The 23,098-nt window shown below is 69.9% G+C and carries 22 protein-coding genes and 2 pseudogenes; 9 read left to right on the top strand and 15 right to left on the bottom strand.

Annotated features, from left to right (window positions below; all coding sequences use genetic code 11):
• Window positions 1–121 precede the first annotated feature (121 nt).
• From FHR33_RS03020 to FHR33_RS03010, 3 genes are all read left to right on the top strand, one after another.
• Complete coding sequence (locus tag FHR33_RS03020; RefSeq protein ID WP_183643164.1) at window positions 122–610, top strand: DUF1963 domain-containing protein; 489 nt, start codon at window positions 122–124, stop codon at window positions 608–610.
• A 367-nt stretch (window positions 611–977) separates the two neighbouring features.
• Entirely contained in the window at window positions 978–1,151 is a 174-nt protein-coding gene (locus FHR33_RS03015) for a hypothetical protein (protein WP_183643161.1), read from the top strand.
• The gene (locus FHR33_RS03010; protein ID WP_183643158.1) at window positions 1,148–2,578 is read left to right on the top strand and encodes an MFS transporter; all 1,431 of its coding nucleotides are present in this window, start codon (window positions 1,148–1,150) and stop codon (window positions 2,576–2,578) included. Before FHR33_RS03015 ends, FHR33_RS03010 begins: the two co-directional genes overlap by 4 nt.
• Window positions 2,579–3,221: 643 nt before the next feature.
• Here the strand turns inward: FHR33_RS03010 and FHR33_RS03005 are convergent.
• The 4 genes from FHR33_RS03005 to FHR33_RS02990 are packed head-to-tail and all read right to left on the bottom strand — an operon-like array spanning window position 3,222 to window position 6,832.
• Window positions 3,222–4,454, bottom strand: a complete 1,233-nt coding sequence (locus FHR33_RS03005) for an RNA polymerase sigma factor (protein WP_183643154.1) — start codon at window positions 4,452–4,454, stop codon at window positions 3,222–3,224.
• Window positions 4,451–4,774 carry a YciI family protein gene (locus tag FHR33_RS03000; protein ID WP_183643151.1) on the bottom strand — a complete coding sequence of 108 codons (324 nt, stop codon included), beginning with the start codon at window positions 4,772–4,774 and terminating at the stop codon, window positions 4,451–4,453. Before FHR33_RS03000 ends, FHR33_RS03005 begins: the two co-directional genes overlap by 4 nt.
• Before the next feature lie 53 nt (window positions 4,775–4,827).
• Window positions 4,828–5,565: a dihydrofolate reductase family protein gene (locus tag FHR33_RS02995; RefSeq protein ID WP_246451624.1), complete on the bottom strand. Its 738-nt coding sequence runs from the start codon at window positions 5,563–5,565 to the stop codon at window positions 4,828–4,830.
• Between the two features lie 31 nt (window positions 5,566–5,596).
• Window positions 5,597–6,832: a coiled-coil domain-containing protein gene (locus tag FHR33_RS02990; RefSeq protein WP_312895337.1), complete on the bottom strand. Its 1,236-nt coding sequence runs from the start codon at window positions 6,830–6,832 to the stop codon at window positions 5,597–5,599.
• Window positions 6,833–7,187: 355 nt separating this feature from the next.
• Between FHR33_RS02990 and FHR33_RS53145 the strand changes: the two are divergent.
• Window positions 7,188–7,436 (top strand): annotated as a pseudogene (locus FHR33_RS53145) (Tn3 family transposase); the annotation flags it as partial.
• Window positions 7,427–7,759 (top strand): Tn3 family transposase, encoded by a 333-nt coding sequence (locus FHR33_RS53140; protein WP_350655413.1) that lies wholly within the window; start codon window positions 7,427–7,429, stop codon window positions 7,757–7,759. The pseudogene FHR33_RS53145 and the gene FHR33_RS53140, both read left to right, overlap by 10 nt.
• A 33-nt stretch (window positions 7,760–7,792) precedes the next feature.
• Here the strand turns inward: FHR33_RS53140 and FHR33_RS02980 are convergent, their stop codons facing one another.
• Both FHR33_RS02980 and FHR33_RS02975 read right to left on the bottom strand, forming a co-directional pair.
• Window positions 7,793–8,377, bottom strand: a complete 585-nt coding sequence (locus tag FHR33_RS02980; RefSeq protein ID WP_183643148.1) for a DinB family protein — start codon at window positions 8,375–8,377, stop codon at window positions 7,793–7,795.
• A gap of 443 nt (window positions 8,378–8,820) precedes the next feature.
• Window positions 8,821–9,738 carry a LysR family transcriptional regulator gene (locus FHR33_RS02975; protein ID WP_183643145.1) on the bottom strand — a complete coding sequence of 306 codons (918 nt, stop codon included), beginning with the start codon at window positions 9,736–9,738 and terminating at the stop codon, window positions 8,821–8,823.
• Between the two features lie 357 nt (window positions 9,739–10,095).
• Between FHR33_RS02975 and FHR33_RS02970 the strand changes: the two genes are divergently transcribed.
• Window positions 10,096–11,025, top strand: coding sequence for a helix-turn-helix domain-containing protein (locus tag FHR33_RS02970; protein ID WP_183643142.1), 930 nt, complete (start codon window positions 10,096–10,098; stop codon window positions 11,023–11,025).
• A 153-nt stretch (window positions 11,026–11,178) separates the two neighbouring features.
• The gene (locus FHR33_RS02965; protein WP_183643139.1) at window positions 11,179–11,499 is read left to right on the top strand and encodes a hypothetical protein; all 321 of its coding nucleotides are present in this window, start codon (window positions 11,179–11,181) and stop codon (window positions 11,497–11,499) included.
• Between the two features lie 69 nt (window positions 11,500–11,568).
• Here FHR33_RS02965 and FHR33_RS02960 read toward each other — a convergent pair whose 3' ends face one another.
• The 5 genes and pseudogenes from FHR33_RS02960 to wrbA all read right to left on the bottom strand — a co-directional run bounded on the left by FHR33_RS02960 (window position 11,569) and on the right by wrbA (window position 16,034).
• On the bottom strand, window positions 11,569–12,729 hold the full coding sequence (locus FHR33_RS02960; RefSeq protein WP_183643136.1) for an epoxide hydrolase family protein: 1,161 nt from the start codon (window positions 12,727–12,729) through the stop codon (window positions 11,569–11,571).
• An 18-nt stretch (window positions 12,730–12,747) separates the two neighbouring features.
• Window positions 12,748–13,287: pseudogene (locus FHR33_RS53645) on the bottom strand (hypothetical protein); the annotation flags it as partial.
• A gap of 188 nt (window positions 13,288–13,475) precedes the next feature.
• Entirely contained in the window at window positions 13,476–13,688 is a 213-nt protein-coding gene (locus tag FHR33_RS02955) for a hypothetical protein (RefSeq protein ID WP_246451621.1), read from the bottom strand.
• Between the two features lie 215 nt (window positions 13,689–13,903).
• On the bottom strand, window positions 13,904–15,328 hold the full coding sequence (locus FHR33_RS02950; protein WP_183643133.1) for an MFS transporter: 1,425 nt from the start codon (window positions 15,326–15,328) through the stop codon (window positions 13,904–13,906).
• 25 nt (window positions 15,329–15,353) lie between these two features.
• Window positions 15,354–16,034 carry an NAD(P)H:quinone oxidoreductase gene (gene wrbA, locus FHR33_RS02945; RefSeq protein WP_183643130.1) on the bottom strand — a complete coding sequence of 227 codons (681 nt, stop codon included), beginning with the start codon at window positions 16,032–16,034 and terminating at the stop codon, window positions 15,354–15,356.
• Between the two features lie 78 nt (window positions 16,035–16,112).
• On the opposite strand from wrbA, the gene FHR33_RS02940 reads away from it, so the two are divergent.
• The gene (locus FHR33_RS02940) at window positions 16,113–16,607 is read left to right on the top strand and encodes a MarR family winged helix-turn-helix transcriptional regulator (RefSeq protein ID WP_183643127.1); all 495 of its coding nucleotides are present in this window, start codon (window positions 16,113–16,115) and stop codon (window positions 16,605–16,607) included.
• 436 nt (window positions 16,608–17,043) lie between these two features.
• On the opposite strand, the gene FHR33_RS02935 is transcribed toward FHR33_RS02940, so the two are convergent.
• From FHR33_RS02935 to FHR33_RS02925, 3 genes are all read right to left on the bottom strand, one after another.
• The gene (locus tag FHR33_RS02935) at window positions 17,044–17,286 is read right to left on the bottom strand and encodes a hypothetical protein (RefSeq protein WP_183643124.1); all 243 of its coding nucleotides are present in this window, start codon (window positions 17,284–17,286) and stop codon (window positions 17,044–17,046) included.
• 188 nt (window positions 17,287–17,474) lie between these two features.
• Window positions 17,475–18,071: a cysteine hydrolase family protein gene (locus tag FHR33_RS02930; RefSeq protein WP_183643122.1), complete on the bottom strand. Its 597-nt coding sequence runs from the start codon at window positions 18,069–18,071 to the stop codon at window positions 17,475–17,477.
• Window positions 18,068–19,297: an MFS transporter gene (locus FHR33_RS02925; RefSeq protein ID WP_246451619.1), complete on the bottom strand. Its 1,230-nt coding sequence runs from the start codon at window positions 19,295–19,297 to the stop codon at window positions 18,068–18,070. Before FHR33_RS02925 ends, FHR33_RS02930 begins: the two co-directional genes overlap by 4 nt.
• A 131-nt stretch (window positions 19,298–19,428) precedes the next feature.
• Between FHR33_RS02925 and FHR33_RS02920 the strand changes: the two genes are divergently transcribed.
• Window positions 19,429–20,364, top strand: coding sequence for a LysR family transcriptional regulator (locus tag FHR33_RS02920; protein WP_183643119.1), 936 nt, complete (start codon window positions 19,429–19,431; stop codon window positions 20,362–20,364).
• A gap of 185 nt (window positions 20,365–20,549) precedes the next feature.
• On the opposite strand, the gene FHR33_RS02915 is transcribed toward FHR33_RS02920, so the two are convergent.
• Complete coding sequence (locus tag FHR33_RS02915; RefSeq protein ID WP_183643116.1) at window positions 20,550–23,090, bottom strand: endo-beta-N-acetylglucosaminidase; 2,541 nt, start codon at window positions 23,088–23,090, stop codon at window positions 20,550–20,552.
• Window positions 23,091–23,098: the final 8 nt, after the last annotated feature.

Genomic DNA, 23,098 nt, shown 5'->3' with positions numbered 1-23,098 from the left:
TCGACCGGACAGGCGGACTGTCCATGACCCCCGGCATGCTGGAATTCCCCCAGGTTGTGCTGAACGACGAACAGGCACAGACCACGATGCAGTTTCTTGAGCGGTTCGCCGATCGCACACCATGCAGGCGTGGGCCGCGGAGGCCGAGGCCGCCAACGACGAGGCCCGCGACCTGATCGTCGCTCAGCCGCCCGCAGGAACCGAGACGCTCCCGCACCGCGCGGTGATCCCGGCGGTGGATCCGTCGTTGCCCCCACTGGACAGCCCCTTCTACCACGACCTCACCGACCTGGACCTCACCGGCGATGACCCGACCAACCCAAGCGAGGAGTTCGCGGCGTTCATCGAGTTCCATCCCCCGTTGGACGACGATGACCGGCCCCGGCACCGCCTGCTCGGCTACGCCGACCCCCTGCAGGACGATCCGTGGCGACACTGCGCGACCGCCGAACCGAGCACGCTGCCCACTCAATGGCTGCTCCTGGCCCAGATCGACTCCAAACCGGACGCTCAACTCGGCGACAACGGCCTGGTCTACATCTTCATCCCACGCGACGCGCTGGCAGCGGGCGACTTCACCCGGGCCCACGGTGTGTGGCACATGCACTGACCGCCTTCAGGTCTGCCGTTCTCAGCCGGAACGGCAAGATGCGCATAAGGCCGCCGGGGTCTTCTCATGCCTGCCCGCCCTCACCTTGAGGGACACGTTCATCAGTCCGCGACCACCAGGTGCCGGGCGGGGCCGGCGGTGATCCACTCATTGCGGATCGCCGGAGGCGGCGAAGGATCGCAGCGCGGACAGGTGCTTGTTCCACGTCGCCGGGGCGTGCTTGATCGGCTGCTCGCACGGCCTCGACCACGGGGAGCAGAGCGGCATGGTTCGACCGCGGCTTGAGGCTTTCCCGGCTACCGGCCCAGAACGATCCACGAAAGGCGCGAAAAGTCTCCGGGCTCAGTTCAACGACAGCCTTGAAGTCATGAGTGCTGATGACAACGAGCAGCCCGGCGCGGAGCCTGCCATCGAGACCCGCAGCCGGCGGCCACACCGCGGACGGATCGATGCGCGGAACGCCTTCATGGCCGTGGCCGGCGAGTCCGAACCCGGGAAGCCCACCGCAGCCCCCGACGACCTGAGCGAGATGACCGCGTGATTCCTGATGCAACCCCCGCCCCGCCTGCCTGGCGGGAACTGCTGGGCCCCCGACATCTCGGAGCTGCGATCGTGCTGGCGGGCGGCGTGCTCGTCGGTGCGGTCAATATCTATCTGGCCTCGAGCCTGCTGCCGACCGCGGTGGCCGACATCGGCGGCGCCGGCTTCTACGCCTGGAACATGACGATCTACCTCGTCGCCATGGTGATCGCGACGATGCTGGTCAGTCGGCTCCTGGCCCGGTGGGGGAACGTCGGCGCCTATCGCCTCGGCTTCGCCGTGTTCCTGATGGGCTCGCTGGCCTGTGCGGCGAGCCCGGCGATGCCGGTACTGCTGGCCGGCCGCGGCATCCAGGGATTCGGGGCGGGGGTGCTGTCCGGGCTGGGGTTCGCCGTCATCGGCTCGGCCCTGCCGCGCCGACTGTGGACCCGGGGCAACGCCCTGATGTCAGCGATGTACGGCGTCGGCAACTTCGTCGGCCCGGCGCTCGGCGGCCTGTTCGCCCAGTTCGGCTCGTGGCGCCTGGCGTTCGTGACGATGGCAGTGATCGCGGCGGCGTGCTGCGCGGTCGTGCCCCGAGTGCTACCGCGCGGCGAACGCAGCGACGCGCGGGCGCCGGTCCCGGCCGTGTCGCTGCTGCTGGTCACGGCGGCCACCGCGGCCGTCAGCCTGGCCGGAGTGCTGCCCGGCACCCTGGCGATGGTGGGCAGCACCGTGGTGGCGCTGCTGCTGATGGCCGTCTTCGTCGCCCACGAACGGCGCAGCGAGCTGCGGGTCTTCCCACGCACGACCTACCAGGCCGGCTCCCCACTGAAGTGGATCTATCTGACGCTCGGGCTACTGGCCTTCGGCGTCGCGGTCGAGTCGTTCGTCCCGCTGTTCGGCCAGCAGTTGGGCGGGCTGCCCCCGCTCGCGGCCGGCCTGTTCGGGGCGGCCATCTCGCTCGGCTGGTCGCTGACCCAGCTCGGCAGCTCATCGGCCACCAGGGAGCGCACGGTACGCCGGTTGCGCATCATCGGCCCGCTGCTCCTGACGTCCGGCTTCCTCCTCCAGGGGCTGCTGCAGCGCGAGGACACGCCGACCTGGCTGGTACTCATCTGGGTACCGGTGTTGTTCATCGCGGGTTCCGGCATCGGCCTGGCCTACCCGCACCTGTCCGTGGCCGCCATGTCCAGCACCCAGGATCCGGAGGAAGGACGCAGGGCCGCCGCGGCGATCGCCACCGTGACGAGTCTGTCGATCGCGTTCGGCACGGCCGTGGCCGGAGTCCTGGTCAACCTCGGCGACCCGTCGATGCTCGACTCGGCGCGGTACGTACTGTTCGGATTCGCGATCATCTGCGCGATCGGCGCCATCACCGCACGCGCGGCGAACCGTTCGAGCCGCCCGGAGCCCGCCGACCACACTCCGCTCCACCAGGGCTCGTGACTCGCGATCTACCGACATGACGTCCACCCCCGGGAATGACCTGCCCGCGTGCCCGGGATCACCCGATGACCGCATTCGGTGCGAGGAGATGCCATGGCTGACGCCCTGCCAGAGATGCCGAACAGCCCGGAGCCCGGGCTGCAGGAGGACGTCCGTGAGGCCGCCCGCATCTGCCCAGCCCTGGCGATCACACTGACCCCGTCGTGAACCAGCCAGCTCGAATCGTGGTCGTGGGTGCTTCGGCGGCGGGTCTGCCCGCCGCCGAAGCCCTGCGCCGGAAAGGATTCACCGGCGCGTTGACCATGGTCGGTGAGGAGCCGCGACTGCCCTACGATCGGCCGCCGCTGCGTAGCCCGCGACGCCGATTCGGCCTGCGGCGCGGCCTTCTCCTCATCCCGGCCCGCCCGCGCCGGCAACTTCGTCGCCATCAACAGATCGAACAGCGACAACGCGTCATCGACCGACACGTACCGCGCGAGTCGCGGCCGCTCGACGAGAGGCCGGGTCTCTACGGCCGCCGCAACCCGGGCGCCCCCGAATCCTGCGCCGTTGCTCGGCGAGAAGGGTTGGCGTCTGAACATGTCAATAGACGTTCCGCGTCGCCTTTCATCCCCATATCAAGTGCGCTCCTCAAGAGCGGGCGCTACCGCAGTTGGTCGCGGCGGCGGGTGAGGTAGGCGGTCTCGCCGGTGTTGCCTGCCAGCTCGATCGCCCGGTCGTAGGCCGCGCGTGCCTGCCGACTTTGGCCCAGCCGGCGCAGCAGGTCGGCGCGGGTGGCGTGGTAGGCGTGATAGCCGGCCAACGCCTCGGTGAGGCGGTCAACGATGGCCAGTGCCACCTCCGGCCCGTCGAGCTCGGCCACGGCGATGGCCCGGTTGAGGGCGATGATCGGCGAGGGGTCGAGGCGGACGAGCTGGTCGTAGAGGGCGAGGACCTGCGACCAGTCGGTGTCGCGGATGTCACGGGCGGAGGTGTGCACCGCGTTGATCGCGGCGAGGATCTGGTAGCGACCCGGAGCCACCCCGGCAGCGGCAGCGGCCAGGCGCTCGCGCACCAACCGATGACCTTCGGCGATCAGTTCCACGTCCCAGGCTCCACGGTCCTGCTCGTCGAGCGCGACCAGTTCGCCGTTCACCGAGATCCGGGCGGTACGGCGGGCCTCGGTGAGCAGCATCAGCGCCAGCAGCCCGGCCACCTCTCCGTCCTGCGGCAGGAGCGCGCGGATCAGGCGGGTGAGCCGGATCGCCTCGGTGGTCAAGTCGTGTCGTACGGGATCGGTGTCGGGGCCGCTGGCCAGGTAGCCCTCGTTGTAGACGAGGAACAGGACGGCCAGGACGCCGGAGACACGAGCCGGCAGATCGTCGGCGGACGGCATCCGATAGGGGATGCGAGCCGCCTTGATCTTGGCCTTCGCGCGGGTGATGCGCCGCTCCATGGTGGTCCCCTGCACCAGGAAGGCGCGGGCGATCTCGGGCACGGTCAGACCGCCGACCATGCGCAAGGTCAACGCCACGCGCGCTTCCACCGCCAGCGCCGGGTGACAGCAGGTGAAGAGCAGCCGGAGCCGGTCGTCATCGATGGCGCCAACAGGCTCGATTGGGACGTCGTACGTCATCCGAGCCTCCCTGTGCTTGTCATCGCGCTTGTTCTCACGCCGGATCCGGTCGATGGCCTTGCGGTTGGCGGTCGTGGTCAGCCAGGCGCCGGGATTGGGCGGTACGCCGTCGGCCGGCCACCGCTCCACGGCGGTCGCGAACGCCTCGGCAGCCGCCTCCTCGGCGATGTCGAGGTCACCGAACCGCCTGGTCAGCGAGGCCACCACCCGCGCCCACTCGTCGTGGTGGGCCCGGGTGATCGCCTCCTCGACGTCGCTCACAGGAACGGCCGCACCTCGAGCTTTCGATCGCAGACCTTCGACGCCTCGGCGGCGAGCTTGAGCGCCACATCCAGGTCGGGGGCCTCCCACACCCAGACGCCGGCGAGGTACTCCTTCGACTCCACGAAGGGCCCGTCGCTGAACACCGCCTGCTCGCCCCGGTTGTCGATGACCGTGGCCGCGTCGGTGTCCGCGAGTCCGCCCGCGAAGACCCAGTAGCCCTCGGCGATCAGCCGTTCGTTGAACGCGCTGATGGCGGGCTGCCTGTCCGTGCTGCCGGGATTGCTCTTGTCATCGATCACGGAAACCAGATAACGCATCTGAAGATCCTCTCCTGTGGTGTCAAGACAGCGGGGTTCGGTGGTCAGGGACTTCAGGCCGTGGCATACTGCGGGCGGCCGGCCGGCCGGTAGACCTGGATCGCCACACCCTTCGAGTCGACTCGCGACTCGACCAGGTCGAGCGCAAGATCCGGGCCGGTCTCCGGGAACAGTCTCGCGCCCTGGCCGAGGATCACCGGGATCGCGATCAGAGTCATCTCGTCGACCAGATCGTTCTCCAGCAGCCATCGGGTCAGGATGCCGCTGCCGTGCACCTGCAGCTCACCCCCGGGCTTGGCCTTCAGCTCACTGATGGCCGCCGCGAGGTCACCGCGGAGAACGGTCGTGTCCTCCCACCGCGGCGCGGTGAGCGTGGTCGAGGCGACGTACTTGGGGGCCTCGTTCAAGGCCACGCCGATGGGATGGGCGCGCATCTGGTCGATTGATCCCCAGGAGCCGGCGAACAACTCGTAGGTGCGCCGGCCGAACAGGAACGCCTCCGCGCGCTGGTAGGTCTGCGCGATGAACGTCCTGGTCTCGTCGTCGCCCTTCCCCAGGGCCCATCCGCCGCGCTCGAATCCGTTCCTGCGGTCATCCGTCGCCGCGCCGTTGCCCTGCATCACTCCATCGATGGTGACCTGAGTCATGGTCGTCAGCTTCATGATCCGCGGTTCCTTCGCCTTGGCGCCGCCCCTTGTGGGCGGCCTCTCCCCTGCTACGAACACCACCGCCCCGATCCGACACCGCCTCCCGGATTTTTTTGACCTGATGCCGCGCATCCGCAACTGCAAGGACCTGATCTTCTTCCGCGGCCGCGCCGCGTCAGTCTCCCTTCGAAGCCGCCCGTAGCTCCGCTTTCACCGCGCGCTCCCGCAACTGCGCCGCCTCCGCCCTGACCGCCTCCAGCTCCGTCCGAAGATCCTCCAGGCGCGCCCGGTCGAGCTGCGACTCCAGCCGCAGCCGGTCGCGCTCCTCCACCAGCGACGACTCCCCCGCCGCCAGCCCCTCAAGCTCACGCACCCGCGCTGCCGCCCGATCCCGCTCCCGCTCGGCGGCCGCCACCCGCGCCTCCGATTCGGCCGCCAGCCTGGCGCTCGTCTCTCCGACCTGCGCCGCGCGCGCCTCGGCCGCCTCGGCCCGCTCGAGCGCCCGGTCCCGCTCCGCCTCCGCGGCCGTGGCCCGCGCCTGCGCCGCGGCCACCTCGCGCTCGGCCCGCTCCCTGGCCTCCCCCGCCTGGGCCGCCGCCGTCCTTGCCGCGTCCCGCTCCTCCAGCGCGGACGTGACCGCCCGATCGGCCTCCTCCCTCGCCTGCCGTACGGCCTGCTCGGCCTCCGCCGCCGCCCGCTCGACCTCCTCGCGCGCCTGCTCAGCCCGCGCACGACCCCTTTCCTCGGCCTGTACGGCCTGCGCCCTGGCCTCCTCCGCCTGCGCCTCGGCCGCCTCCACCCGCTCGGACAGCTCCCTGACCGCCTGGTCACGCGCCCGCTCGGCCACCCCTGCCCTGCGCTCGGCCTCGGCGGCGGCCTGCTTGGCCACCCGTTCGGTGGTGGCCGCCTCACGCAACGCCGCCAGCGCCTGTTCGCGCGCCGTCTCCGCGTCACGTAGCGCGGTGTCCCTGTCGGCCTGCGCCTCCTCGGCCACCTGACGCATCTCGACGGTCTGCTTGCGTGCGTGCTCGGCCGCTTCGCGTGCCAGCCGTACCTGCTCGAAGGCCTGTTCGCGCTCGGTGCGAGCGATGGCGACCCGCGTGTGCGCCTCGGCCTGGACCGCGCTGAGCTTGGCCTCCACCCCTGCGGGACTGAGCTCCTGCGTCAACGCCCTGGCCAGCGGTTCTATCGCGGCGGCGAGGCCGGTCTCCATCCGCTCGTACAACTGCTCGGCCCTGGCCAACGATCCTTCGAGCCCGGGGGTCGCCCTGCGCAACTCCCGCTCCCGCTTGGCCGCCGCCTGGCAGTCGGTGTCGGCGCAGTACGCCCGGGGCCGCCCCCTGCCCTTGCGCTGCTCGATCGGCGCCCCACAGTGCGCACACGGCGTAACGGTCGTCATCTCCGCTGTCACGCCGGAAGCCTATCATTTTTGATTTTCTAGAAAATCAAAAACAGAAAATGCGATCCGTTGTGTCACGGCGTTGGGGCAGTAACTTGCGAGAAGTGCAGTTCCCACAGCTAATCAAGCAGGGCAGCGGTCGCTCCAGTGACCACGCTTCGACAGGCCAAGGAGGCCCGCGCAACGCGGCGGCAGCCAACACCGCCCCCGCCCGGATCGCGGGACCGGGCGGGGGTCGTTGAGCTGGCCCGGAAACAGGCAGAGGCCGCCCATGACCGTGCCGTGCCGAGGAACGCGAGCCCGAGCCTGAACACCGGACATGCTGAAGGTCTCCGGTTCCCTGGTCACCAACTAGGTCCGTGCCTACGGACTGCTGCGCATGTTCGGACGCGAGGGGCGCCTGACTCCGCTGGGTGCGGCGTTCGCGGAGTACGGGCGGATCGCCAGGACCGAGCACCTGCTGCGCGTGGTCGACCCGGTCGACGGCACCTACCGGAGGCAGATGTACCGGCGGCCTCACCGTCCAGGAATCCCGCCACAAGCTGGCCCGGGACGTGTGCCGCGGCAAGCGCGGCACCATCCACCAGGCGTACCGGGACGGCATGGATCCAGCTAGGCTCGCTCGGCCTGGTCATCAACGCCATCGTGCACTGGACGACCCGTTACATCGACGCCGCCGTCGCCCAGCTCCAGGCCGAGGGCCACGAGATCCGCGAGGAGGACATCACCCGGCTCTCCCCGCCCAAGCACCGCAACCTGAACCTGCTCGGCCGCTACAGCTTCACCGCCGCGACCCCGGCCGCCGGCGCCCGGCGCCCGCTGGCGACCCGGACGCGCCCGAGCTGGACGAGGACGACGAAGGCGTGGACTGAACGCCCACATCGGGTGACGCGGGCATATCAGGTGGCCGGGGTACTCGGAAATCGCAAGCGCCGTTAGGGGAGCTGATGTCAGGCTGCCTGGTATGTCTAACTAGGCCTTGACGGGTGCGGCCGTCCTAGCGGCCTGCTCGATCTTCGCGCAGTAGGCTGCACGGGCTTCCTCGTCGATCTGCTTCTCGTGTTCGGGGCGCATCCCGGTCCGGCCGTCGAGGCCCTCGCGCAGGATATCGGCGTGCCCGGCATGCCGGTTGGTCTCGCCGAGGACATGGACCATGATGGCGAACAGGTTCGTGTTGGGATAAGGCTCCGGCCACCACGGCACGTGGCCGGGGGCGTCGAGGGGAAGCTCGCTGATCGTCGCGTCCGAGTGTTCCCACGTGCGCCGGTAGAACCCGATGATCTGATCGCGGGTCTCGTCCGCGGTCGCCCACAGATCGCTGCCGTCGGAGTCCTGCCACCGGGGCAGCGGTTCCGGGGAAGGGCGGTCGAAGACCTCGCCGAAGTACCTGGCCTCGACGCTGGCCGCGTGTTTGACCAGGCCGAGGAGGTTGGTCCCGGTCGCTGTCAAAGGTCGGCGGGCGTCGTATTCGGACAAGCCGTCGAGTTTCCAGAGCAACGCCTTGCGGTCCCGCCGCAGTCTCCCGTGCAGGTTGTCTTTCGCGAATCCATCGATCATGCGGCATGAGCCTGCCATGGGCTGCTCATGCGGGGAACGCCGGTGCTGTCCACCCATGAAGAGACGGCCGGCCCGCTGCGCCCGTACGAAAGGCGCGCACATGCGGTGAACCGCTCAGCAGCCAGGGGTGCCGGCAAGGATGTGAGCCGCGCCGCGGTGCCGTTCCACTGACTGAGCGCTGTGGACAGTGCTGGTGGAGCCGTGATGGTTGTGGACCCCACATCCAGGTGGACGACTGCGTCGCTCTGTCCCGCCTTGCGCAGTGGTCTCGGGAGATCGTGCATCGCTCGTTGAGCGTCCTGGTCACGGTGCGGCCGGATTCCACGCGACGGCCAGCACAGCGGATCGGCCGGCACCCCGGCGAGAGGTTCGACCTGGACTGTGGGTCCTGGGCTCCCTCTACTTGGCCTTGTGCGGGCTGCGGATCCGTCGGTGTCGCGGCTTCACGCGGCGTGGAGATGTTGATCGTGGCCGGTAATGGTGCGGACTTCGGCGATCAGTCGCGTGATCAGGGGCTGAGGGGCGCGGTCGGTCCACACTACGCCGAGGTCGAAGTGCTCAGCGTCGGTGACCGGGATCCAGCGCAGGTTGCCGGCGGGCAGCACCGCCTCCAGGGGTTGTGGCGGGAGCCAGATGCCGCGGCCGCGGCCGACTTCCAGCAGGCAGTCCTCCACAAGGGGCACGATCGAGCCGCGGGGCGCGGGACTGCCGTCTGGCCGGGGGTCCGCAAGCCAGAACCGTTCGGCTTCCGCAGACGTGAGGACGTCGGGACGCAGGACCGGATCGTCGGCGAGGTCGGCGAGGCTCACGGCCGGGCGGTCGGCCAGGGGATGGCGGGTCGACAGCACCACGGCCCGAGGATCGCTGCGCACGACCGCGTGATGCAGCCCGACGTCACCGACCGGCAGCCACATGAAGGCCGCGTCCGCGCGCCCGTCGCTGAGAAGCTCGAGTTCGTCCTTGGGGCTACGCGCACCGGTCAACATCACCTGCAGGCCTGGAACCGCCTTCTCCAGGGCGTCGGCCACATCGATGGCGAGCAGAGAGGCGGCGGCGGGACAGCAGGCCAGACGAAGGGTGCCGGCCTGGGCGTCGGCCACGGCGCGTACCCGTTCGGCCAAGTGGGCGACGTCGTTGATGACAGCCACGCCCCCGGCAGCGAGTTCCTCCCCGGCGGCGGTGAGCAGAACGCCGCGCGAGGTGCGTACGAGGAGGACCACGCCAAGGGATCGTTCCAACCGCCGCACATGCGTCGACACCGCTTGCTGCGTCAGGTGGAGCACCGCCCCGGCGCCGGTGATGGACCGCTCCTGTGCCACGGCCAGGAACGAACGCAGGTGCCGAAAATCGATGTCGCCCACGGCCGACACGATAGCGGCAACAGCGATCCGCTGTGCCCGGCACAAAGCATTGTTGTTTCCTCCAGAGGCGCCGCCGCGGCCACAATGCTCCTGTCGGCCGGAACGTCGCGGTGCCAGACCCAGGCTCCGCCGGAACCGTCCCAGGCCGCCCCCTGTGACCCCGGCACAGCAGCACGTCCGGCTCGCCCTTGCGGGGCTGCCGAGACGGACCGGCCTGATCCCGGAAGCAAAGATCAACGCTATGACAGGAGTGACCCAGTGAGCACGATCGACCTGCCCGCCCTCGGGGCGGACATAACGTGATCTTCAGCGTTTCGTCGTTGATGTGATGGTTTACGGCACTTGATGCTCTGAGTGATGAGTCTGAACAGTCTGGGGCTGACCGCAGACCAGGAACGCCTGTACCGCTACCTGCTCCGCATCCCCCAACCCGACCTGCCGACGGCCCGCGCCGACCTGGCCATGCCAGAGGCATCCGCGGTTCTCGCCGAGTTGCGGGCGCTGGGGCTGGTCGACGAGGCGATGACCGCGATGCCACCGGCGGCGGCGATCGATCTGCTGGTACGGCAGCGCATCGACCAGGCCCTGCGCCAGCTCGCCGACCTGAGCCTGGCCTGGGATGTGCTCACCGAACTGTCGGAGGAGCACCGCAGCGGCCGATCCGTGCAGATGATCGAGCACGTGCCGGACGGCCCCACGGTCACCCAGCGCCTGCGCGCCCACCTGGCGGCCGACCCGAGCGAGTTCAGACACATGAAGATCCGGCCACGCAACGTCATCGCCGACTTCGAGGACAGACCGTTCAAGCGCCTGCTGGCGGCGGGGCTGCACAGCCGTTCTCTCTTCTCCACTGACGCCCTGACCGACCCCGACCAGGAGCCGTACGTCCGCTACTGGCAAGCCCTGGGCGACCTGCACCGGGTTACCACCGAGCCGATCAGGCACATGGCGATCGTGAACAGGACCGTGGCCTACGTCCAGGCCGATCCCACCCAGCCGAACGCGGGCGCGTTGCAGATCCGCCAGCCCGGCATCGTCACCATGCTCACCGACGTGTTCGACAGCATGTGGGCGCGCGCCCGCGACCTGGACGACCTGCCCCTGTCCTCGGTCGAGCAGCACGTCCTGCACGCTCTGACGCGCCACGACACCGACGAGACCGCGGCACGCTCGACCGGCATGTCGGTCCGCAAGTTCCGCGCCCACGTCGCCGACCTCATGGCTTGCCTGGGCGCCGCCACCCGTTTCCAGGCCGCCTTGCGCGCCAAGGAACGCGGCTGGCTCTGATCGGCCCTCGCGGATCTACCCGCCTCGGGCCGCCGTCAGTGCACCGGCCAGAGGGGGGTCGCCGGTTGCGGCAACCTGATGTCCCGCAAGCGTCGCGTCCGGCGGTCGAGGACGCGTACGGCCAGAGCGGCGCGGGGCCGCCCGTCCGTCCAGATGCTCGGCGTAGCTTCCGGGGACGAACGTGGACCGCATGCCGACGATCGGAAGCGCCTCGGCGACGAAGGTGGCGAGCCCGAAGTCCCGCATGCGCGCGCCGCATTCGTGATTCAGGACCAGGCCCGAGTCGCTCGCCGTGAAAAACAGGCCGAGATGGCGGGGAAGGCGGGAGCGGACGTCGGCGAGCAGGTCCGCCTGCTGCGGCAGCGATCGATCGGCGTCGTCGAAGCGCGTCCAGCCGCCGACACCGGGGTGCGCGTCACCTCCTGGAGGCACAGGATGTCGGCGTCGCCGCTGTCGAGCCAGGGGGGCAGCTGAACTTCCTCGGTCGAGTCCCATGGCGGAGGCGCACGCGGCGGCAGGCCTTCGCCCCAGCATGTTGTTCGGTCAGCGGAGCATGCGGAAGAAGGCACGCAGTTCCTCGACGAACAGGTCGGGTTGCTCAAACGCGGCGAAGTGACCGCCCTTCTCCGGTTCGTTCCAGTGCAGGATGTTGGTGAAGCGCTTCTCGGCCCACCGCCGGGACGGCCGGGGGTTCTCCTTGGGGAAGATCGAGCATCCTGCCGGGACGGTCACCAGGTCCGTCGTCTCGGCGGTGAAGAGCCGTTGGACGGCCTTGAAGCTCTCCCAGTAGAGCCGGGCGGCGGATGCGCCGGTTCCGGGTAGCCAGTAGAACATGAGGTTGTCGAGGAGCTCATCACGAGTGAGGGCGTTCTCGGGATGGCCGTCACCGTCGGTCCAGGACCGGAACTTCTCGATGATCCAGGCGCACAGCAGTGCCGGTGAGTCGACGAGTCCGTAGCCGATGGTCTGCGGCCGGGTGGACTGCTCCAGTGAGTACCCATCCTCGTGTTCCTGGCCGCGTTCCAGGTCGGCGATGGCGGCCCGTTCGGCGGCGGTGAGGTCGTCGAACGTGGCCGAATCGGGGGCCGCGAGGGGCGGGATGAGGTGGATGCCCGCCACGTGAGCGGGATCCCTCCGGCCGATGAGCGTGGTGATGGTCGTGCCCCAATCGGAGCCCTGTGCGCCGTATCGGTCGTAGCCGAGGCGGGCCATCAGCTCGACCCAGGCGTCGGCGATCCGTTCGACGCCCCAGCCGTGACGGTCCGGTTTGTCGCTGAAGCCGTAGCCGGGCAGGGACGGGCAGACGACGTGGAAGGCGTCGCGGGCGTCGCCACCGTAGGCGGCTGGGTCGGTGAGCGGTCCGATCACTTTCAGGAACTCCACGATCGAGCCCGGCCAGCCGTGGGTCAGGACGATCGGCAGCGCGTCCTGGTGGGGCGAGCGGACGTGGAGGAAGTGGATCCCGAGGCCGTCAAGGGAAGTCCGGAACTGCGGCAGCGCGTTCAGTCGCCTCTCGGTCGCCCGCCAGTCGTACTCCTCGGCCCAGTACCGGCACAACTCGCGCAGGTAGCCCAGCGGGACGCCCTGCGACCAGTCGCCGACAGTCTCCTTCTCGGGCCACCGCGTGCGCCGCAGCCGCTCGCGCAGGTCGGTTAGTTCGGGCTCGGGGATGTCAAGACGGAACGGGGTCACGTGGTCGGACATGCTGCCTTCCTCGTCTGATCATTCGGTGATGAGCATGGGCTCGGCATCCGGCATCCGGCATCCGGCATCCGGCATTCGGCGTCCGCTTGAGGCGGTCATCCTCCGGCCAGGAGGTGAGGGGGGTAACCGGTCCTGGGCCGGTCGGGGGTGACGGCGGGGTCGTCGGTGTCGAACACCGCTGGGGCGGGCAGGTGCAGAGTTCGCCACCGCCCGGAGCGCTGCCCGGCGGTAGGCGGTCACCCGTGCGGCGAGCCGCACTCCGCTCACGTTGTAGGTGACGGCCAGTACGCGCATGAGCCGGCGTCTGGTGCCCAGCAGTCGGCCGAGAGTGTTCAGGTGGGATACGGGGTCGTCCTGCTGTGCTGCCACGGTCTCGTCGTTACCGCGTGTGCCGTCGGGAAACAAGCGATGCCCTGTGGTGAACCCCAGCCCCGGACCAGGCCGCCATGGCATGGGAGTGCGCACGGCGTCGCGGCTTTCCTCCGGCTGAGCCGCGCCCAGCGGGTCGGCACCGTGGCCGGGTGGCATCTGCCCGTCGCCCAAGCCGAGCTCCTCGTCCTGGTAGAAGACGGTTTCCCGCCAGCAACGCCATCAGTACGTGCAGCGCGGGCGAGCGGCGCCGTCCCCGGAGCCCACCGCCGAATCGGGGCGGCGCGGGAACGATCGCGGTTGCCCTGCACCCAGGACAGCCGCGGCGACGCCATCACAGTGGCCTCGATCATGGTGTCGATCCGGTCAGAAAAGCATCAGATGATACGGGTCTGCTCGCCCATGAAGGTGGCCAGGGCTGGAGTGCCGAGGAGCGCGTCGGAGCCGACGTTGGGTCCGGTTGACTTGATGGTGAGGCCGAACTCGGCGACGAGGTCGTCGCAGTAGGCGGCCCGCTCGGTACCGGGGACGATGCCGGGCATCCAGATCCGGTGCCCCGGCACGAGGACGGTCTGCGAGCCGCCAGCCATGAAGGTGATCGGGTACGGCTTGTCTTATCGCCGTACCCAGGGCGGTCCGAGCACGTCCGGGCGACCAGGGCACGGCGGCGAAGCACTCCCCGGGGGACGGCGTCGGCCATGCCGAGGATGACGTCCTGGCTGAAGCCGACCAGAAGACCGCGCATCGCCGTGTACAGACACTGCGCCCTGAGTACGGCGAGCGAATCCCGCGGCGTCGCCGGTGGTCAGCCGCGCCGGTGGCGAGGCAGCAGCATGCTGACCGCAGCGATGGCCAGGCCGAGCCCGGCCGCCATGAGGAAGACCAGGTCGTATCCCGCGGCGAGGGCGTCGACCGGGGAGCCCTCGCCGGCCTCCGACGCGGCTCTGGCGCCGGCGGCCGTCGCGAGCACCGCCAGGCCGATCGACCCGCCCACCTGGCTGGCGGTTTGGGCCAGGCCGCCGATGATCCCCGCATCGCTCTCGGGAGCGCAGGCGGTCGCCGCGGCCATGAGGGTGGGGAAGGTCAGCCCGATGCCGACCGCGATGAGCAGGGTAGGCCCGAGCACGCTGGTGACATAGCCGGTGTCGGCATGAGCCAGGGAGAGCCAGCCGAATCCGGCCGGGAAACAGGCGCTCCCGGACAGCAACAGGGGCCGCACGCCGGTGCGCGGCAGCAGGGCGGCGGCCCATCGCGCGATCATCATGAACATCACCGCCGCGGGTGTCTGCCCGAGTCCGGCGTGAAGCGCGCTGTAGCCGAGGACGTTCTGCAGGAAGAGCGAGGTGAAGTACCACATCGCGATGGCGATTCCGCCGAACATCAGCAGCATGCCGTTGCCGACCGCCACTCCCCGGATCTTGAACAGCCGCAGGGGCACCATCGGCTGGGCGGCGAAGCGCGCCTCCACCGCGGTGAAGACGACGAGCAGGAGCAGGCCCCCCACGACCGGCCCGAGGACCAGCCCGGACGACCAGCCATGATCGGCGCTCTGCATGACCCCGTAGATCACCGCGGCCAGCCCCGCCGTCCCCGTGAGCGCGCCCGTGAGGTCGAGCGACTCTCGCCGCCCGGTTCGCGTGCCGGCCAGCGACACCATGGCCGCGACGATCAGCACCGCCCCGATGGGCACGTTGATGAGGAAGACCCACCGCCACGACAGGCCAGTGGTGATGGCGCCGCCCGCGACCGCGCCGACCAACCCGCCCACACCGCCCGCGGCGGACCATGCACCGAACGCCTTGGCACGCGCGGTCGGCTCGGTGAAGGAGGTGTTGATCACGGCCAGCGTCGCCGGGGCCATCATGGCGGCTCCGATGCCCTGCGCGAGGCGTGCCGCCACCAGGACCTCCGGAGCGGTTGCCAGGCCGCCGACCAGACTCGAGGCGGAGAACAGGAACATCCCGGCGACCAGCATCCGGCGCGGGCCGTACAGGTCGGCGGCGCGGCCACCCAGCAGCATCAGGCCGGCGAAGGTGAGCAGGTAGCCGTTCACCACCCAGGCCAGGCCGGTAGGTGTAAAACCGAGGTCCTCGCGGACCGAGGGCAGGGCCACGTTCACGATGGACGAATCCAGGATCACCATGAACTGGCAGGCACACGCCAAGGCCAGGACCAACCAGGCGGGCCCGGTGTGCGGCCTGGCGCGCTGCGTCGCGATGTCGGTTGTCATGACTTCCTCCCTGCCAACCCGTCGCTCACGCGGTCCGGGATGCTGGCGCGGCCAGGTTTTCGCGGGCGTGCCCGTCGTCCGCGGCGGCATCGGCGACGCGCCCGCTTCCCAGCAGCCGGATGGTGATCCGGGTCAACCGCTGTCCCTGGTACCTGGCCGCCTCCAGCACCGCGGTGTCCGGGCCGTCTCCGGTCGGGCCGGTCACATGCGACGTGCCATAGGGGTTGCCACCAGCGGCGTACACGACCGGATCGGTGAATCCGGGCGGCACGATCAGGGCTCCCCAGTGGTAGAAGACGTTGCCCAACGACAAGATCGTGGCCTCGCTGCCGCCGTGCCGGTTGAACGCCGAGGTGAAGGCCGTGACCGGCTTGTCGGCCAATCCGCCTTCGTGCCACAACCCGCCGGCCTGGTCGATGAACTGCTTGAGCTGCGCGGCAGGAGCGCCGAACCGCGTCGGCGTCCCGAATGCGAACGCATCGGCCCACGCCAGGTCATCAATCGAGGCCTCGGGGATCGACCCGGCGGCATCGGCGTGCTGCCGCCACAACGGGTTCTGGTCAATCGCGCTGTCGGGCGCCAGCTCGGCGACCCGCCGCAGCCGTACCTCGGCCCCGGCCGAGGCGGCGCCCTCGGCGACGGCCTGCGCGAGCGCGTGCACGCTGCCTGTCGCGCTGTAGTAGATGACGGCGACCTTCACGGTCATGCCCGGCTCCTGGATGTCGAGTAAGATTGGTTATGCGCATAATAGTTATGCGCGTAACCAATCTGTCAAGGAGAGCTCATGGAGTTCGAGCAAGCCGACGCCCTCAACCAGGCCATCCGCCTATTGAGCCTGCGCCACCGGGCCAGGGCCGCCGCGCTGCTGGCCCCACTCGGCCTGCACCCCGGCCAAGAGGCGCTCCTGCTCGAGCTCGCCCGAACCGGCCCGATGATCCAGGCCCAGCTCAGCGAGGCGCTCGGTTGCGAGCCACCCAGCGTCACGCTCATGACCCGCAAACTCGAAGCCGGCGGCCACATCCGCCGCACACCCGCCCCCTCCGACAAGCGCGCCAGCATCGTCGAACTCACCGACAGCGGCAAAGCTCTGGCCGAGCAGGTCAAGCAGCTTTGGTGCGCCCTGGCGGAGGAGACCGTGGAAGGCCTGCCCGCCGAAACGGTGGCCGAACTCCCCGGCATCCTCAACACCTTGACCGGCAACGTGGACACCAGGCGCCCCGCCACCCAGGCGGCACTGGCACGGTCTAGCGCCGTGCGCTCACCCAGCAAGGCTTCCTAGATAACCATCGTTATCGGGCAAGGTAGCGATCACGGACATAGCGCGAGCTGGGCGAGCGTCGCTCACTGCGGAGGCTTCGTTTCCTGGTTGTCTGGCAACCCGCGGGGGGATCCGGTCATCGTTGTCCCGTCCAGCGCAGGTGGGCGTTAGCGTGTTCCGGCGTGACGATCTTCTCCGAGCGGGTGGAAGCGTTGCAGGCCGCGGCGCAGGACGGCGATGCCGAGGCCACGCGGGAGTACGGGCGGTTGCTGAGCTTGCTTCCGGGCGCGGCCATGGCGGAGGACGAGCCGCTCTGGGCCGGCGAGCCGTGGCTGCGCGCTGCGGTGGCTACCCGTCCCGATGACACGCTGGCCCGTCCGGCCTCCGAGCCGGGGGCTGAGTGGAGGCCTGGTGAACTGGGACGGACCGGACCCCTCACAGGGGTCCGGTCGGTCGGTCAGAAGTACCGACCGCAGGGCACCTGGCCCCAGTCGTGGCTCCAGCAGAGCTCCACCGTGTAGGGGCGGCCGTCCTCGTAATGAACCTGGTACAGGCCTGCATCCCCGAACTCGTCCTGGTAGGACCACCACGGGGGCGCCGCGTGGGCGGGAGCGGCGGCCGTGGTGCTGATCAGGGCGGCGGCCACCGCGCCGAACAGCACGGCTCCGATCCGCTTGCCCGTCCTGGACAGTCGTGACATTGATGACTCCCATCTCATTCCTGTGGAACCACGGCATAGTCCACCGCCGAGGGCTTGGAGACGAGTTGGATCTGGCTGGAGATCGACGCGCGGCGCCGACGGGTGGTTCCTGGTCTACCAGCAGTGCTCGCTGCCAGAACCCTTCGCGACATCAGCACCTCGCCGGTCGCGGGCGGGCGCGGCCCGCGTCAGTCAGTCCGCAGGAGGGTGTGCAGCTCGGCGGTTTCGAGGATGTGGGCCCGTGAGGGAAAGACCTGATGGAGCAGGACGTCGTGCGCTTGGGGGTCAGGGTCGGCGACGCCGTCGGCCAGGACGTAGAGCTGGTAGTCGCGGTCGGCCGCGTCGAGGACGGTGGACAGGACGACGCCGCTGGTACTGATGCCCGCGATGACCAGAGTGGTGATGCCGTGTTCGCGCAGCCGCTGATCGAGGTCGGTGGTGGACAGGCCTCCGTAACGGGTCTTACGCACGATGATGTCTCCGTCCTGGGGAGCGAGACGTTCGTGGATGGCGGTGTCAGGGTCTGCGTGGTGCATGAGACGGTGTTGGGCGACCGGTGCGAAGGACCTGTTGGCGGGCGGGATCGCGACCCAGTCGGCCTCGGTGAAGCCGACCCGGACGTAGGCGACGGTGCCGCCCTTGGCGCGAACGTCGGCGATTGCCTTCTCCATCCGTCCCAGCAGGGCTTCACTGTCGCTTTCGGGTAGCAGCGCGAGGATCGCGGGCTGATAGTCCATGACGAGCAGGGCGGTGCGTGCGGGGTCGAGCGCGGAGGCGGTGCTCATGCGAGTGTCTGCCTTTCCGAGGGCGTGCGGTCGTGTCGAGGGAGGAGGAGTGAGGTCGCCATGAGCAGGAGACCGGCGATCGCGATCGCGATGCGGGGACCGGTGAGGCCGGCCAGCAGGCCCCACACGCCGGTCATGGCGGCGACGGTGGCTTTACTGGTGATCGACCAGGCAGACAGCGTGCGGACGACCCGGTCCGAAGGGAGCCGTTCGAGCCGGTAGGTAGCGAACACCGGGTTGAACACGCCCATGCAGGTGATCAGCCCGAGTTCGACGGCGATGACGAGGAAGAGCCCGGTGGGGCCGGGATGGACGAAGGCCAGTCCGAGTGGCCAGCACGCGCGCAGCGTCCCGGCGGTGAGCATGACCTTGTGCTGTCCGAACCGTGCGAGGAGCGGGCGGGCCAGTCGCGAGCCGATGAGGCCGCCGATGCAGGGAAGGCCGAAGGCGAGGCCGTACTGCCAGGGCGCGAACCCGAGGTCGCCGAGCATGAGGACGGCGAGCAACGGTAAGGCCGCCATGATCAGGCCGCTGACCAGGACAGTGTTGAAGAACAACGGACGCAGCGCCGGGCTGGCGAGGATGTACCGCCATCCCTCCAGCAGGTCGCCGGCTCCGGGCCGGGGCGGTGTGGCGGTTCGCGCGGGACGTGGCTCCCGCCCGCCGATGGCGCGGATTCCCACGGCCGAGAGGAGGAAGCTGACCGCGTTGGCCGCCACGCTCGTCACCGGGCCCATCAGCCCGATCGCGGCGGTACCGAGCGGCGGCCCGAGCGCGGTGGCGGTCCAGGTCGTGGCCTCGAACCGCCCGTTCGCGACGAGCAGGTCCTCGGACCGGACGAGCGACTTCAGGCATGCTCCGCTCGCAGCGGTGAAGGCGATGTCGGCCGCGCCGACAACGACCGCCACCACCAGGAGCTGAGCGAAGCTCAGCCAGCCCAGCACGTAGGCGGCGGGAACGCTCATCAGCGCCGTGAACCGGATCAGGTCCATCGCGATCATCACCGGTCTCTTACGCCGGAACTCCACCCACGGCCCGAGCGGCACCGCGACCACCGCCCCGACCGCGAGCCCCGCGGCGGCCAGAACCGACACCTCGGCAGGCCCTGCGTCCAGAGCGAGAATCGCGATCAGGGCGAACGCGTCGAACGCGAGCCATGTACCGAACGTGCTGACCGCATACGCGGCCCAGAACCACCTGAACCGCCGTCCCAGTGACCTTCGCAACGCGCACCCCGCCATCTCTAGGAACAACCACCGGTTGATTGGAGAGATCAAAACGCGCAGCCAGAAGGCAGGTCAAACAACCGACTGACCGAAAGCACACAACCCCAAGTTGTGCATTAAGGTCAGTCAGTGTGGATCTCGATGCTGTGCGCACGTTCGTCGCCGTCGTGGACGCCGGCCAGTTCCAGGACGCCGCCGCAGATCTGTCGATCACCCAGCAGGCCGTCTCCAAGCGCATCGCCGGGCTGGAGAAGGACCTCGCCGTGCGGCTGTTCACCCGCACGGCGCGCGGGGCCCGGCTCACCATCGACGGGCAGGCGTTCCTGCCCCACGCGCGCGAGCTGCTGCGCGTCGCCGAGCGCGCGGTCGCGTCCGTGCTCCCCGGCAGCCGTCCGCTGCGCGTCGACGTGATCGCCTCACGCAGCGCGGCCTCGGGCCTGATGCGCGCCTTCCACCGCGCGCACCCCGAGATCGAGCTCGACGTGGTGATGCTGTTCGACATCGAGACGGCCGTCGCCGCCATTCGGTCCGGTGCGATCGACGCGTCCTTCCGCGCCGTCGCCGTGCCCGGTCGGCCCCTTCCCGAGGACATCGAGTCCGTCCGGGTGCTCGACGAGGCGCTCCAGCTCCTCACCGGGCCCGCCCACGCGCTGGCGGGCGCCCGGTCGTTGACCGTTGCTCAGCTCGCCGGGCACCGGATCTGGATGCCCGGCATCGTCCCCGGTACCGAGTGGGCCGCCTACTACGACGATCTCGTCGCCGAGTTCGGCCTCACCATCGAGGCGACGGGCCCCAACTTCGGCTCCGACGCGCTCCTCGACACCATCGCCGACACCCCTGCCCTGGCCACTTTCATGGGCGAGCAGACCCGCCTGGTCTGGCCCGCCGACCACGGACTGCGCCGCATCCCGGTGACCGACCCGACGCCCGTCTACCCGCATGCGCTCCTGTGGCGCCGCGACAACCCTCACCCGGGGATGGCCACCCTCCGCGCCCACCTCGCCGCCACAGCGGCCGGCCACGACGCCGCAGGAACCTGGGCGCCGGGTTGGGTGATTCCGCGCTGAACGGATCGACTGAAGCAGGCCAAAGAGGGCGCCGGCGCCCGAGGTCGAGTTCGATCCGACGATCGAGCGACATCGCCGACGTCGAGAGGCCGATGGTGACTGACACGGGGCCTCTCTGCCGGCACCGCCGGTCGCGTCGCGGGGAACCCTGCGGCGCGACCGGCCTGGTGGGGCGCGTTACCGTGCTACCTCCCCCACGCCTCGAACTCGTAGATGCGGGCGGCGGAGTCGGTGTTCTGGGTCGGTTTGCTGATGGACAGCCTGACGTGGCGGGTGGTGAGGGTGACCGGGTGGGTGGTGGCGGCCGCCGTGTTGCCGGTGACGGTCACCGCGGTCTTCCACTCCTCCGAGGCGGCGGAGCGCACCTGGATCATGAAGTCCCGGGTGTTGAACGCCGCGGACTCCCCGCCGGCCTGCGCGTGCCGGACCACGAACCGGGTCAGGGAGCGGGCCTCGCCGAGGTCCACCTCCAGCCACCTGTCCGCGGTGAGCGTGCACCACTTGTCGGAGTTCCCGCCGGTGACGCTGCCGTTCACGGCCTTGGCCGGGCCCTCGTCCGCGGCGCACTGCCCTGAGGCGGTCGCCGGACGGCCGAGCGCGCGGTTCTCCTCCCCCGGCTCACCCGACCAGGCGACCGTCGCGGTCGCGGCGGCCGACCGGCCGTACTCGGTGGAGACGGCCTCGACCTCGATCGTCGTGCTGGTCTCCGCGCCGGCCCGGTCGAGCTGCGGCACGAAGTACGCGTCGTTCGGGGTCGCACCCAGGTACGTCCTGGAGCCGTCGGCGTTGCGGCGGTAGACGTCGTAGTGGTGGACCTGGCCGCCGGATCCGGAGCCGGCGGCGGTCCAGGCCAGGCGGAGCGACTTGCGGGAGGAGGACACGTCGGTCGCGCCGAGCACCTGGAGGCCGGAGGGCGCGGCGGGCGCGTCCACGGCTCCGTCGTACACGGCCAGTTGCCCGACCCGGATGTCGTACGAGGCGGCGGAGCCCTCGGCGCGCAGGCCGAGCTGGGCGATGGTCTTGCCGGCGTGCGCCGACAGGTCCAGCGTCTTCCGCTCCCAGCCGGTGCCGCTCGTGGACCCCAGGTCGACCGTGGTGAAGGTGCCAGGCGGGTCGGTGAACGCGATGGCGGCCTTCAGCCGGGTCGGGCCCGCTGCGGGTGTCTTGACCACGACGGACAGCTTGGTGTCGGCCGTCACCGGAAGCTTCGCCTGGTAGAGCCGCACGGTGTTGGCCGCGTCGAGCTTCCCGGTGAGCCGCAGCGAGGAGCCGCCCTCGTAGGCGTCGCCGTAGTCGATGGACGGCGTGAGCCGGGTCCCGGTGGAGTTCACCACCCACTGATAGGTGGGGGGCACGTCCTGCACTGACAGGTTGTTCCAGCCGCCGGTGCGCACGCGGGCCCCGCCGACGTTGTAGAAGTCGCCGTGCCCGGTGTTGAACCCGGTGACGAACGGCTTCGAGGTCACGGCCGTGGACTCGGCGATGTAGTGCGCCAGGCCCTTCCAGGAGGAGGAGGTCGCGGTGTTGGACGGATCAGCGTTCGCGCCCACCCAGTACCGGGAGTCGCGGGTGCGGAAGTCGGCCGGGTTCGAGGAGGACTTCCATGTCCACTCGGGCCGGTAGATGCCCAGCGAGGTGACGTGCGGCTGACCGGCGGGGAAGACCGCGTCCCAGCTCACCCCTGTGTTGTATCCGTTGGACTCGGTGTCGATGCCCGCGTACAGCTCGTGCTCGTCCCGGCCGAGGGAGCGGGCCAGGTCGCGCGACGACCGCAGGTTGCCCGCGCCCCAGCCGAAGTCCAGGAACATCGAGTCGGACACCCTGGCGGGGTCGCTCAGGAAGGCGTCGTTCGCCGTGGTGAGCGCGTCCTGCCAGGTGACCGAGCCGTTCTCGGTCATGGCGTCGTACCACATGAACTCGACTGGGCCCTTGGCCCTGGCGTACTTCATCAGTGAGCGGATCTCGGTCGCCAGGGCGGCGTCGCCGCCCGCGGTCTCCTGGTTGATGAACCAGCCGTCGAACCCGTAGTGCTGGGCCACCTGCACCAGCTTGTCGGCGACCGCGTAGTTCGAGCCGGACTTCTGCACGAAGTCGCGTACCCATTGGATCTGCCCGCCGTAGGCCGTGGGCGGGAAGAACACCGTCCCGTAGACCTTGACCCCGTTGCGGTGCGCGGCGTCGATCACCGTCGCGTTGGGGGCGAGGATGAGGCCCTCGCTCGCCGAACCGCCCCAGAAGACCAGGGTGTCGATGTACTGCCAGTGGGTGAAGGCGTAGTAGCTGGGGTCGAGGGAGCCCTGCGAGGGGTTGTTCGAGGTCGGCCCGAACGACACCAGCGAGGCGATCTTGCCCTCGCCAGCGCGGGCGTTCGGGTTGGCCTTGAGCGCGGGGTCTGAGACACGGGGCCGCAGCGGCACCCGCGACCGGTTGAACCGCGCGTCAGGGTCCGTCGCCGGGTTCCAGTTCAGGATCGTGTTCGGGTGCCAGTAGGAGGCGTAGGGCTGGCCGCCCGCCGCCCGCACCGCCGCGCGGCCCGACCGGCCCTGTCCCGCCGGGGTGGGCGAGGCGGTCGGGGCGTCCGAGAGGGACGGATCAACGGACGGCTCGGCGGGTGAGGAGGGGGGCCTGGAGGTGGACCGGGCCGTGGGGTCGGCCAGGGCGGGCTGGGCGACGAGGGCCGTCGCGATCAGGACTCCGCACAGGGCGGGTAATAGGCGGCGTCGCATCTGGGCTC

Origin of the sequence: Nonomuraea dietziae (assembly GCF_014195505.1) — a bacterium.
In the GTDB taxonomy this organism is placed as follows: domain Bacteria; phylum Actinomycetota; class Actinomycetes; order Streptosporangiales; family Streptosporangiaceae; genus Nonomuraea; species Nonomuraea roseola.
This window is presented reverse-complemented; position numbering and strand designations above follow the sequence as displayed.